Raw genomic sequence first — 12682 nt, 5'->3', positions numbered from 1 at the left:
TACAGTCGGGGACCGGAAAGCGGTTGTCCCCCAGGTGAAGGCGGTCGAAGTGGAGTTCGTCCCCGATAACGTCGACGTCGACGAGCTCGAACGGCGCAAGGCGCTGTACGGTCCGCTCGCCGAGGCGGTGCGCGAGCTCGTCGACGCCACGATCCGCAGCGAGGTCGACGACGAGGTGATCCGGGAGGTCCACGCCGAGGTGGCGGCCGCGACGTCGAAGCTGCGGGCCCGCCAGATCGACGGTGCGTTCGGGATGCGACTGACCGCGGCCGGGGAGTCGATCGCGTGGGGCAACGCGGGGGTTGGGCTGCGCAACGCGATCGCGCCCCCGCTGGTCATCGAATCCGACGACTCCGGGCGGCACTGGACCGACGTCACCCTCGGCGCCGCGTACGAGGGACCGCCCGGAATGGTGCACGGCGGGATCTGCGCGCTGGTGCTCGACCATCTGCTCGGGGTCACCGCGAGCGCGGACGCGCGCCGCTACACCGGCACGTTGACGTTGCGCTATCTGCGGGCCACCCCGCTGGGCCCGCTGCGGGCCGAGGCCCGGGTGGTCGGCGTCGACGGCCGCAAGGCCACCGTCCGCGGCACCCTGTCCGATTCGGCGGGTGTCACGGTCGAGGCGGAGGGCATCTTCATCAGCCGGCGGTGACGCGACCGGTCGCGTACCACGCGCGCGCGTCGAGCGTGAACCTCCCGTCCGGCAACGCGGCGCGGCACGCATCGCGGACACCGGTCCGCTGCACGGGCGACATCGACCGCAGGTACTGGCCGGCGGGTCCGACGGCGTACGTGAACGGTTCCCAGAAGTCGTCGAACCCGGTGTAGTCGACGTGGGCGGTGAGCGCGCCCGCGGTGACGTCCGCGAGCCCGGCACGGCGGAACCGCTCCGCGATGTCGCCGTCGGCGGTGCCCGCCAACGCCGCCTCGCCGACGGCGCCCGGGTCGACCCGGCGGACGGCGGACCAGAACACGTGCAGCATCGTCATACCCTCGGTGGCGAGGTCCCACATGCACGCGGCGACGACGCCGCCGGGCCGCGTGACGCGGGCCATCTCCCGCACCCCCCGATCGGGGTCGGCCATGAACGCGATCACCAGCGACGACAGTGTCGCGTCGAATTCCCGGTCCGCCCAGGGCAACTGCTCGGCCACGCCCTCGCGGACGTCGGCTCCCGGGGCGCGCTGCCGGCAGGCGGCCGCGAACTGCGGTGCCGGATCGATCGCGGCGACATTGGCCGCACCCACCCGGGCGGCGAGCTCCCGGGTCAGACCACCCGGCCCGCAGCCGACGTCGCAGACACGTTGGCCGGCGACCACCCCGGCGGCGTCGGCGAGCAGCGGCGCGAGCGACTCGGTGTATCGCCCCATGAACCGGTCGTACTGCGCGGCGGGTGCAGCGAACTGCATGGATCCAATCAATACGACGGCGATATCGCCGTCAAGCCCGCTCCGCCGGAGGCGGTAGGACGCCCAACTGCTGCAGCAGGGAGAGCACGTCCTTGTCCGACCATTTCTCGACGATCCGGCCGTCCGCGATGCGGTGGACCACCGTCGCGGTCATCTCCAGGGCGTGTCCGGTCGCCGGGATGCCGGGAAGGTCACCGCTGTGGGTTCCCGTGCAGTGCAGGCGGGTGACCACCTTGTCGCCCTCGGCGATCTGGTCCTCGATCGCGTGACGTCCCGGTGTGGCCTCCCAGAACAGCGCGAACGCCTGCTTCAGGCCCGCCCGGCCCGGCGCGCCGAGACCGGGGAACGGGGGCGGCGAGTGGTCGAGGTAGTTCTCGTCGACGAGCTCGTCGAGGGCGTCGAGGTTGCCGGCGTCGATCTCGCGGTAGAAGCGCCGGATCAGAGCCTTGTTCGCGTCAAGTGACATGGTCGTCAGCCTCTGTGTGGGTCGTGCCGAGGTCCGTTCATTGTCCGTCCTCTCGACCCGCCGCGCACGGCCCGGACCGGGTGGCGACCGGCGCGGAATGCGGGTGCCTCCGTCCCGCCGGGGACGTCCCTCGTATGATTCGAGGCGACCGGCCACACCGCCGGTCGCAATCGAGACCTGCCGCCGACACGCACCGTCCGTCCCCGGCACGTCGGCGCGCCACCTCACGCGCCTCAGCTCCACAGCTGTATTCGTCGATGCTCCCCATCCGGCAACCGCCCCGCACCCAGCCGGGAAGCTACCGCCGGGTAACATTGTTGTCATCCCGTATAGGCGTCCAGTCGCGGGCGTCGCCAGGTACCGGAAAAGTGAGGCAGTTCGATATGACTGAACGCGTGCAGGTCGGTGGACTCCAGGTCGCCAAGGTTCTCTACGACTTCGTGAACACCGAGGCCCTGCCCGGCACCGGCGTGGACACCGACGCCTTCTGGGCCGGCGCCGTCAAGGTGATCGAGGACCTCGCGCCCAAGAACAAGGCCCTGCTCGCCAGGCGCGACGAGCTGCAGGCACAGATCGACGGCTGGCACCGCGACCGCGCCGGACAGCCCCACGACGCCGCCGCGTACAAGGCCTTCCTCCAGGAGATCGGCTACCTGCTGCCGACCCCGGAGCCGTTCCAGGTCACCACCGCAGGCGTCGACGCCGAGATCGCCACCACCGCCGGACCGCAGCTGGTCGTGCCGGTGCTCAACGCCCGCTTCGCCCTCAACGCCTCGAACGCCCGCTGGGGCTCGCTGTACGACGCCCTCTACGGCACCGACGCGATCTCCGAGGCCGGTGGCGCCGAGAAGGGCCGCGGCTACAACAAGGTGCGCGGCGACAAGGTCATCGCCTGGGCCCGCGACTTCCTCGACACCGCCGCACCGCTGGCCGTCGGCACCCACGCCGACGCCACCCGCTACTTCGTCGACGGCACCGAGCTGAAGGTCGAGCTGGGCGCCGAGGTCGTCACCGGCCTTGCGCAGCCGGAGAAGTTCGTCGGCTACCTCGGCGAGAAGGACTCCCCGACATCGGTGCTGCTGCGCAACCACGGCCTGCACGCCGAGATCCAGATCGACCCGTCGTCCCCGATCGGGCAGACCGACGCCGCCGGCGTCAAGGACGTCGTGCTCGAGTCCGCGGTCACCACGATCATGGATTTCGAGGACTCCGTCGCGGCCGTCGACGCCGACGACAAGGTGGTCGGTTACCGCAACTGGCTGGGCCTGAACCGCGGCGACCTGTCCGAGTCCTTCGACAAGGGCGGCAAGACCGTTACCCGCACGCTCAACGCCGACCGCACCTACACCGCCCCCGACGGCTCCGAGCTCGCCCTGCACGGCCGCTCGCTGCTGTTCGTCCGCAACGTCGGCCACCTGATGACCAACCCCGCGATCCTCGACGCCGACGGAGGCGAGGTTCCCGAGGGCATCCTCGACGCCCTGGTCACCAGCGCCTGCGCGGTTCACGGCCTGAGCCGCAGCGAGGCGAACGGACCGCTCGACAACAGCCGCACCGGCTCGATCTACATCGTCAAGCCCAAGCAGCACGGCCCCGAAGAGGTCGCGTTCACCACCGAACTGTTCGGCCGCGTCGAGCAGGTCCTCGGCCTGCCCGCCAACACCCTCAAGGTCGGCATCATGGACGAGGAGCGCCGCACCACGGTCAACCTCGCCGCGTCGATCAAGGAGGCCAGCGAGCGGGTCGTGTTCATCAACACCGGCTTCCTCGACCGCACCGGCGACGAGATCCACACGTCGATGGAGGCCGGCGCGATGATCCGCAAGGCCGAGATGAAGAAGCAGCGCTGGATCGCCGCGTACGAGGACTGGAACGTCGACACCGGCCTGGCCGCGGGCCTGCAGGGGAAGGCGCAGATCGGCAAGGGCATGTGGGCGATGACGGACCTGATGGCCGACATGCTCGAGCAGAAGATCGGCCACCCGAAGGCCGGCGCGAACACCGCATGGGTGCCGTCGCCGACCGGTGCGACCCTGCACGCCACCCACTACCACCGGGTGGACGTGTTCGCGGTGCAGGACGAGCTGAAGGGCAAGCCCCGCGCCACCGTCGACGACATCCTGACCATCCCGCTGGCGCCGAGCGTCGACTGGTCCGACGCCGAGAAGCGCGAGGAGCTCGACAACAACTGCCAGTCCATCCTCGGCTACGTCGTGCGCTGGATCGACGCCGGCGTCGGCTGCTCGAAGGTGCCGGACATCCACGACGTCGCGCTGATGGAAGACCGTGCGACGCTGCGCATCTCGAGCCAGCTGCTGGCGAACTGGCTCCGGCACGGGATCGTCACCGAGGCCGACGTCGTGGCCGCCCTCGAGCGGATGGCCCCGGTGGTGGACCGGCAGAACGCCGGTGACGCCGACTACCGGCCGATGGCCCCGGACTTCGACACCAACATCGCCTTCCAGGCGGCGAAGGAACTGATCCTCGAGGGCGGCACCCAGCCGAGCGGCTACACCGAGCCGATCCTGCACCGCCGCCGCCGCGAGTACAAGGCCGCCAACGCCTGACCCGAGCGGCCGCCGGGCACCCGACACCGCCGTCCGACCTCCCGGTCGGACGGCGGTGTCGTCCGTGACCGGGCCCGTCCGGCCCGATCCGTAGACTGGCCGCCGTGGGTCAACATCGCGGCAGTGGAGACGGCGGGAGTACAGGGGGCTTCCGGGGCGTCAGCAAGGGTCCGGTGATCGCCGTCGCGACGGTGATCGTGCTGGTGCTCGCGGTGCTCGGCTGGTTCCAGCTTCGGGACCGGATCTCCGACCAGGGCACGCAGGCCGCCCGCACCTGTGTCGAGGGCGAGGCCACCCTCGCGGTCACCGCCGACCCCGACATCGCCCCGGTCGTCCGCGATCTCGCCGCCCGCTACGCCGAGACCGCCCCGGTCGTCCGCGACCACTGCATCACCGTGACGGTCACCGAGGAGGCGTCCCGCACCATCGGTGACGCGCTCGCCGCGAGCGCCGGCGGACGGTGGTCCGGCCCGACTCCCGCACCGGCACTGTGGATTCCGCAGTCGAGCTGGGCGCTGGGCACCCTGAGCAGCCATCCGGGGATCGTCGACGGGCAACCGAAGCCGGTCGCGTCCGCCGCCGTCGTGATCGCCGCGCCGACGGTGGTCGCGCAGGCGATGACGCGACCCCAGGTCGGCTGGCAGGACCTGCCGCGTCTGCAGTCCGATCCGGAGGCGCTGACGGCGGCGGGCCTGCCGCACTGGGGGACGCTGCGACTGGCCCTGCCGACCGGGCCGGGGTCCGAGCCGACGGCGCTGGCGACCGAGGCGGTCGCGGCCGCGGTCGCCGGGGCCGGCGCCGGTCCGGTGACCGCCGAGCAGGCGTCGTCCCCTCCGGTGACCTCCGCGCTCACGACGTTGGGGCGGGGCGCGGCGGTGATCCCCGACGCGCCGGCCACCACCGCCGATGCGCTGAAGGCACTCGGCGCCCAGACCAATCCGAGGGACGGCGTCTTTCACGCGGTCCCGGCCACCGAGCAGCAGCTCGCGAGGGCGATCGCCGCGGGCGCTCAGCTGCGCGAGGTCGTCCCGACCGGGGCGACCCCGGTCGCCGACCACCCGGCGGCCGTCCTCGCGACCACCTGGACCGACGAGACGCTGCGGCGCGCGGCCGCCGACTTCGCCGACTACCTGCGGCGCCCGGAACAGGCCGACGCGTTCGTCGCGGCCGGGTTCCGCGCCGACGGACGCACACCGGCGGGCAGCGCGGCCGTCGCCTACCCACCGATCGCCACCTCGCTCGTCCCGGCGGCACCGGAGGTGACCGCCCGCCTGGTGGGGACCGTCGCCCTCCCCGCGCAGCCGGCCGCGACGACCGTGCTCCTGGACGTGTCGGGCTCGATGCGGAACATCGAGGGTTCGAAGTCGCGTCTGGCGAACACGGTCGCGGCACTGACGACGGCGGTCGGCTCCGCCCGCGACGGATCGAACCTCGGACTGTGGGTGTACTCGCGAGGTCTCGACGGGGCGAAGCCGTACCGGGTGCTGGTGCCGGCCGGCACCCTCACCGACACCGTCGGTGGGGTCCCGCGCCGGCGGGCGATCACGGACGCGCTGGGTGCCGTGCAGCCGGCCACCGCGACCTCGACGTACGCGTCGGTGCAGGCGGCGTACGAGAACGCGGTCCGCAATTACGCTGCGGACCGCACGAATTCGGTGCTGCTGATCACCGACGGACCCAACGACGACACGTCGATGTCCGCGCGCCAGCTGCTGCGCTCGATCGCCGAGTCGTCGGATTCCGCGCGGCCGGTGCGCATCGACGTCGTCACCATCGGGGAGAACTCCGACGCCGACACACTGCGTTCGCTGACCGAACTGACCGGCGGCACGCTGACCGCCGTCCCGAACTCGAACGGCACCGAACTCGGCGCCGCGGTCGACCAGTTGCTGAACTGAGCGGCGCGGCGCCGGCACCCGAGGGTGTCGGGCGGGCTACAGGCACCAGGTGATGTCGGCGGAACCGGGCAACGGCACGACGAAGCAGATGTGGGCCGAGCCGTTGCCGATGATGCGCTTGTCGGCGGACGCCGATGGCGCCGCCAGCGCGCCCAGGCTCAGGACGATTCCGGTCACGGCAGCGGCGCGTGCGATCGTGGCATACATTTCCCGACCTTCGTTCCTTCGTGACGCGCGGGACGTATTGTCCTGCGCTGGAAGGGCGGGACGGTGACCCGCCCGGTGACGCTCACTCATCGTCCTCCGGGCGGAACACCGTACACAATGATCCTTCGCCTTCCTCACGAGCCTTCCCAACGCTTCCCGAATGACCCATTCCGTCGCGCTGAGCGACCGAACACGCCATTCTGGAAGGGAGGACGCAGCGGGCCTGTCAGCCGCTGAAGGCCTCGATCGGCGGGCACGAGCAGACCAGGTTGCGGTCCCCGTGCGCGCCGTCGATGCGCCGGACCGGCGGCCAGATCTTGTCGGCGGTCCCGGCCGGGAACACCGCCAGCTCCCGCGAGTACGGGTGGTTCCACTCGCCGACCAGGCAGGCGGCGGTGTGCGGGGCCCCGCGCAACGGGTTGTCGTCGACCGGCCACTCCCCCGTGCCGACACGGTCGATCTCGCGGCGGATGGCGACCATCGCGTCGCAGAACCGGTCGATCTCGTCGAGGTTCTCCGACTCGGTCGGCTCGATCATCAGGGTGCCCGCGACCGGGAAGCTCATCGTCGGCGCGTGGAACCCGTAGTCCGCCAGCCGCTTCGCGACGTCGTCGACCGTGACACCGGTGTCCTTGGTGATCTGCCGCAGGTCGACGATGCACTCGTGCGCGACCATCCCGTGCTCGCCGGTGTAGAGCACCGGGAAGTGCTCGTCGAGGCGGCGGGCGATGTAGTTCGCGGACGCGATCGCGGTCAGCGACGCCGACCGCAGACCGGTGGCGCCCATCATCCGGATGTAGGCCCACGTGATCGGCAGGATCGACGCACTGCCGTACGGCGCCGCGGACACCGTCGGTCCGGCACCGAGTTCCGGCGCGAGCGGATGTCCGGGCAGGAACGGTGCCAGGTGCGCCCGCACCGCGACGGGTCCGACGCCGGGGCCACCGCCGCCGTGCGGGATGCAGAACGTCTTGTGCAGGTTCAGGTGGCTGACGTCGCCTCCGAACCGGCCCGGACGGGCCAGCCCGACGAGCGCGTTCAGGTTCGCGCCGTCCACGTACACCTGGCCGCCGGCGTCGTGCACGGCCGCACAGATCTCGCCGACCTCCTGCTCGTACACGCCGTGCGTGGACGGGTAGGTGATCATGATCGCGGCCAGCCGTTCGGCATGATCGGCGATCTTCGCCCGCAGATCGTCGAGGTCGACGTCCCCGTTCGAGCGGCACGCGACGACCTCGACCCGCATCCCGGCCATCACCGCGGACGCGGCGTTGGTGCCGTGCGCGCTGGACGGGATCAGGCAGGTGTCCCGGTGATCGTCGCCGCGCGAGAGGTGGTAGTTGCGAATCGCGAGGAGGCCGGCGTACTCGCCCTGGCTGCCTGCGTTCGGCTGCAGGCTCACCCGGTCGTAGCCGGTGATCGACGACAGCCACGACTCCAGGTCCGCGACGACCCGGCGGATACCCGGCGTGTCGTCGGCGGGCGCGAACGGGTGCAGCTTCGAGAATCGAGGCCAGGTGATGGCCTCCATCTCGGCGGCCGCGTTCAGCTTCATCGTGCACGAGCCGAGCGGGATCATGCTGCGGTCGAGGGCGATGTCCTTGTCGGAGAGCTTGCGCAGGTACCGCATCATCGCGGTCTCGGTGCGGTGCGAGGTGAACGCCGGGTGGGTCAGGAAGTCGGAGGTCCGGGTCAGCGACTCGGGCAGCGACCGCGCCGGCTCGTCGGTCAGGTCACCGCCGACACCGAACGCGGCCAGCACCGACTGCAGGTGCGCGGCGGTGGTCGCCTCGTCGCACGCGATCCCGACGTGGTCGGCGTCGACCAGACGCAGGTTCACGTTCCAGCCCTTGGCGGTCGCGACGACGTCCGCGGCCCGCCCGGGCACCCGGGTCAGGACGGTGTCGAAGAACGCCTCGTGCACCACCTCGACGCCGCCGGCACGCAGACCGCCGGCGAGGGTGCGCGCGGCCGTGTTGACGCGCCGTGCGATCGCGGACAGTCCCTCGGCACCGTGGTAGCTCGCGTACATCGCGGCGACGACGGCGAGGAGGACCTGCGCGGTGCAGATGTTCGAGGTCGCCTTCTCCCGGCGGATGTGCTGTTCCCGGGTCTGCAGCGCCAGCCGGTACGCCTTGTTGCCGTCCGCGTCCACGGACACCCCGACGAGGCGGCCCGGCAGCTGCCGGGCGTGCTTCGAGTGCACGGCCAGGTATCCGGCGTGCGGGCCACCGAAGCCCATCGGGACACCGAACCGCTGCGTCGTGCCGAAGCAGGCGTCGGCACCCATCTCGCCGGGCGGGGTCAGCAGCGTCAACGCCAGCAGGTCCGCGCCGACGGCGACGAGTGCACCCCGATCGTGGGCCTCGGCGATCAGGTTCGCGTGGTCGACGATCCGGCCGGACGCGCCGGGGATCTGCGTGAGCACGCCGAAGAACTCGCCGTCGGGCAGACCGCGGGACAGGTCCGCCTCGACGAGTTCGATGCCGAGCGGGGTCGCGCGGGTCTCGATCACGGCGCGGGTCTGCGGGAACAGGTCGGTGTCGACGACGAATCGCGGCGACTTCGACCTGCCCGCGCGCCGCAGCAGTGTCATCGCCTCGGCGGCGGCGGTCGCCTCGTCGAGCATCGACGAGTTCGCAACCTCCATGCCGGTCAGGTCCGAGACCATCGTCTGGAAGTTCAGCAGCGCCTCGAGCCGGCCCTGACTGATCTCCGGCTGGTACGGGGTGTACGCGGTGTACCAGGCCGGGTTCTCGAGCAGGTTGCGCACCAGCACCGGCGGGGTGAGGGTGTCGTGGTAGCCGAGACCGATCATCGACGTGGCGACGGTGTTGCGCTCGGCGAGCGCGGTCAGTTCGGCGAGGACCTCGTGCTCGGACAGCGGCGCGGGCAGTGCGTCGAGGCCGGCGCTGACCCCGTCGGCGACGGTGTCGAGGATGCTCGCGGGGACCGCCTTGCCGGCGAGCGCGTCGAGGTCGTCGACCCCGATCACGTGCAGCATGCGCGCGAGTTCGGCGTCGTCCGGGCCGATGTGCCGGTCGACGAAAGCGCTGGTCTGGTCAGGCAAGGCAACTCCCGCGGGTTCGAGGCCACACCGCAGGACTGCGGCGCGTTCCTCCCCCTCTGTCGCCTGCTCGGTACCGAGCGCCTGAGAGATTCGGGGCGGCGGCCGGTGGCCGATCCCCTTTCCCCGTGGGCGGGTGGGTGCTCCCACCGCTTTCCAGAGGCGCCGGTGCCCGCACGGTCCAGGGTGCCTGAGAGATTGACGGGGAGGTGCTGCTCCTTCGGCGTCCGGACACGTGCTCCGGAACTCTCCCGCGCGGCGACGACGCACCCCGAATTCTATGCCAAGAACCCGATGGTTCCGACGCCGCCCTCCCGTGGTGTGGCCAGCGCCACCCCGCCCGCTCGGAGAGCGGCCGTCAGCCGGTCTTGCGGTTCGCGCGGCTGCGCCGCCGCGACGCCAGCTCGTCCTCCGGGCTCTGCTCGCTCTCGCCGCCGTCGGCGCGCTCGGCCGGGAAGTCCGCGATGGTGCCGGTCAGCTCGCGCATCGCGCCGCTGACCGCGATGCCGAACACCCCCTGCCCGCCCTGCAACAGATCCACGACCTCCTCCGGGGAGGTGCACTCGTAGACGGTGGTGCCGTCGGAGAACAGGGTGATCTTCGCCAGGTCAGCGACTCCACGCTTGCGCAGGTGGTCGACCGCGACCCGGATGTTCTGCAGCGAGATGCCGGTGTCGAGCAGTCGCTTGACGATCTTCAGGACGAGGATGTCCTTGAAGGAGTACAGCCGCTGGCTGCCGGACCCGGCCGCGCCACGGATCGACGGCACGACGAGCGAGGTGCGGGCCCAGTAGTCGAGCTGACGGTAGGTGATCCCGGCGATCTGGCATGCGATCGGGACGCGGTAGCCGACCAGCTCGTCGGGGACGGAGTCGTCCGGGAAGAGACCCGGCTGCACGTCGTCGACCTCGATGACCTCGGCGGCCGGCGCCTGGGCATCGACGCGCTGACGATCGCTCGCGTCCTGCGGCTGATCTACCACTGACTGCTCCCTCTCGCACGGAAAACCGAACCGTGGATGTTCTTCAGCGTACGCCGACCAGGTCGGCCCACGCCCGAACGAATTACACGGTGCGTGTTCATGACGGCCAGACGCTAAGGGCCGGGGAACACACGGTCAACGCAACACGCCCAAGGTGACCACAGCTTAGCTCGAGAGTAGCTGCCGACACCCGGCACGAGACCCGATCGAGACCGGAGTTGTCGCTGGTCGTGACCTATCCGTCGGTCGCCTTGAAGTCGTCCGGCGACACCGACTCGAGGAACTCCTTGAACTTCTCCACCTCGTCCTCGCGCTCGTCCGGCATCACCAGTCCGGCCTCGGCGAGCACCGATTCCTCCGCGTAGATCGGCACACCGACCCGCAGCGCGATGGCCACCGAATCCGACGGCCGCGCCGACACCGTGATGTTCTGGTCGAACACCAGATCCGCGTAGAAGGTCCCCTCCTGCAGGTCGACGATCCGGACCTCGAGCAGCCGGTGCCCGAGCGCGCCGATCAGGGTTTTGATCAGATCGTGCGTCAGCGGGCGAGCGGGCTCGACGCCCTGCTGCTCCAGCACGATCGCGGTCGCCTCCGTCTGCCCGATCCAGATCGGCAGGTACCGGTCCCCCTCCGCCTCACGCAGCAACAGCACGGGCGAGTTCTGCGGCTGCTCGACACGGATCCCGATCACACGCATCTCACTCATCGCGCCCGCCTCCCGTGAAAACTGTTGCTTCGACCGATTCTATGCCGCCCGGACGATCGCCGTCAGCGTCGAAATGCCGCGCGGGCATCCCGCGCGGCCGGGGACGGCGACCCGCGCCGCGTCAGCGGTCCAACGCGCCGCGCACCGCCGATTTCACCAGGCAGGTGTGCAGCGTGAGCGACAGCGCCGCGAGTTCGCGGACCATCTCCTCGGCCCGATCGCGTGCGCCGGCGTCGCGGCCCTTGGCGACCGGACCGGCGATCTGCGCGACCAGGCTCGCCTCGCGGTCCGCGGCGAGCTTGAACGCCCGCAGGTGCCGCACCTCGAGGCCGAACCCGGACATCGCCTTCGCGGTCCGCGCGAGCGTGACCGCGTCCTCGTCGAAGAATCCCGCGGACCCGGGCACGATCAACCCGGCCCGGACCAGTTCGGTCAGGAACCCCTCGTCGACCCCGGATCGGGCGAGCAGGTCGCTGCGGCTGACCCGCACCTCCCGATCCGGGCGGAACTCCTCGGGCGACACCTCCCCCGGCGCGATCGCGAGCACGCGAGGGCGCCGGGGTGCCGAGTCGGGCGCGCCGACCACGGCGGCGCCGCTGTCGATCGCCTCGAGTTGTTCCTTGATCACCTTCAGCGGCAGGTACTGGTCCCGCTGCGCGGTGAGCACGTACCGCAGTCGCTCACAGTCGGCGATCGAGAACCGCCGGTATCCCGACGGCGTGCGTTCCGGACTGATCAGGCCCTCCGCTTCCAGGAAGCGGATCTTCGAGATCGTGACGTCCGGAAACTCGGGCCGGAGCCGATCGAGGACGGAGCCGATCGACATCCCGCCCGCGCTCGGACTCCGATGCCCGACGGCGGTCATCAGCTACCCGCACCCGCAGGCGCATCGCCACCCGCGCCACGCGGCCCGGTCAGGAACACGAGGCGGAACTTGCCGATCTGCACCTCGTCGCCGTTGGCGAGCACCGCCGAGTCCACGGGCTCACGGTTGACGTAGGTGCCGTTCAGGCTGCCCACGTCGACGACCTGGAACTCGTGCTGTTCGCGGCGGAACTCCGCGTGCCGGCGCGAGACCGTCACGTCGTCGAGGAAGATGTCGCTGTCCGGGTGCCTGCCCGCCGAGGTGGTCGGATGGTCGAGCAGGAACCGCGAACCGGCGTTCGGGCCGCGCTTGACGACGAGCAGGGCGGAACCGGCGGGCAGACCCTCGACACCGGAGACGGGTTGTTCGGTCGGCGCGGCGGTGGCACCGTCCAGTTCGCTGAGGAAATCCGCTCGGAAAACCGACGTGGTCTCAGCAGGCGTCTCCCCATAGACCGCGTCGTTGTCGTTGTCGCTCACCGTTTCTCCTCCTCAGTCCGATCGATTCGG

The 12682-nt window shown here is 70.9% G+C and carries 11 protein-coding genes and 1 riboswitch; of the genes, 3 read left to right on the top strand and 8 right to left on the bottom strand.

Features of this window, described 5'->3' with window-relative positions:
• Positions 1-49 precede the first annotated feature (49 nt).
• Positions 50-655 carry a PaaI family thioesterase gene (locus ABD951_RS18085; RefSeq protein ID WP_345347951.1) on the top strand — a complete coding sequence of 202 codons (606 nt, stop codon included), beginning with the start codon at positions 50-52 and terminating at the stop codon, positions 653-655.
• Here ABD951_RS18085 and ABD951_RS18080 read toward each other — a convergent pair.
• A complete protein-coding gene (locus ABD951_RS18080) occupies positions 642-1412 on the bottom strand; it encodes a class I SAM-dependent methyltransferase (protein ID WP_345347948.1) in 771 nt (256 codons plus the stop codon). The genes ABD951_RS18085 and ABD951_RS18080 overlap by 14 nt on opposite strands.
• Positions 1413-1443: 31 nt before the next feature.
• Positions 1444-1878, bottom strand: a complete 435-nt coding sequence (locus tag ABD951_RS18075) for an ester cyclase (protein WP_345347945.1) — start codon at positions 1876-1878, stop codon at positions 1444-1446.
• Between the two features lie 383 nt (positions 1879-2261).
• Between ABD951_RS18075 and ABD951_RS18070 the strand changes: the two genes are divergently transcribed.
• Both ABD951_RS18070 and ABD951_RS18065 read left to right on the top strand, forming a co-directional pair.
• Positions 2262-4445, top strand: a complete 2184-nt coding sequence (locus tag ABD951_RS18070; RefSeq protein WP_345347943.1) for a malate synthase G — start codon at positions 2262-2264, stop codon at positions 4443-4445.
• Between the two features lie 104 nt (positions 4446-4549).
• The gene (locus tag ABD951_RS18065; protein ID WP_345347940.1) at positions 4550-6343 is read left to right on the top strand and encodes a substrate-binding domain-containing protein; all 1794 of its coding nucleotides are present in this window, start codon (positions 4550-4552) and stop codon (positions 6341-6343) included.
• Positions 6344-6379: 36 nt separating this feature from the next.
• Here ABD951_RS18065 and ABD951_RS18060 read toward each other — a convergent pair whose 3' ends face one another.
• From ABD951_RS18060 to garA, 6 genes are all read right to left on the bottom strand, one after another.
• Positions 6380-6550 carry a hypothetical protein gene (locus ABD951_RS18060; RefSeq protein ID WP_345347938.1) on the bottom strand — a complete coding sequence of 57 codons (171 nt, stop codon included), beginning with the start codon at positions 6548-6550 and terminating at the stop codon, positions 6380-6382.
• 226 nt (positions 6551-6776) lie between these two features.
• On the bottom strand, positions 6777-9554 hold the full coding sequence (gcvP, locus tag ABD951_RS18055) for an aminomethyl-transferring glycine dehydrogenase (protein WP_345348011.1): 2778 nt from the start codon (positions 9552-9554) through the stop codon (positions 6777-6779).
• Between the two features lie 230 nt (positions 9555-9784).
• Positions 9785-9881, bottom strand: a riboswitch (glycine riboswitch).
• 94 nt (positions 9882-9975) lie between these two features.
• Entirely contained in the window at positions 9976-10530 is a 555-nt protein-coding gene (locus tag ABD951_RS18050) for a MerR family transcriptional regulator (RefSeq protein ID WP_345348008.1), read from the bottom strand.
• 304 nt (positions 10531-10834) lie between these two features.
• Positions 10835-11308: a bifunctional nuclease family protein gene (locus ABD951_RS18045; protein ID WP_345347935.1), complete on the bottom strand. Its 474-nt coding sequence runs from the start codon at positions 11306-11308 to the stop codon at positions 10835-10837.
• Between the two features lie 121 nt (positions 11309-11429).
• A complete protein-coding gene (gene ftsR, locus ABD951_RS18040) occupies positions 11430-12173 on the bottom strand; it encodes a transcriptional regulator FtsR (RefSeq protein WP_345347932.1) in 744 nt (247 codons plus the stop codon).
• Complete coding sequence (gene garA, locus ABD951_RS18035; RefSeq protein ID WP_345347929.1) at positions 12173-12652, bottom strand: glycogen accumulation regulator GarA; 480 nt, start codon at positions 12650-12652, stop codon at positions 12173-12175. Before garA ends, ftsR begins: the two co-directional genes overlap by 1 nt.
• Between the last annotated feature and the right edge of the window lie 30 nt (positions 12653-12682).

This window comes from Rhodococcus olei (assembly GCF_039540555.1).
Classification (GTDB): domain Bacteria; phylum Actinomycetota; class Actinomycetes; order Mycobacteriales; family Mycobacteriaceae; genus Rhodococcus_G; species Rhodococcus_G olei.
This window is presented reverse-complemented; position numbering and strand designations above follow the sequence as displayed.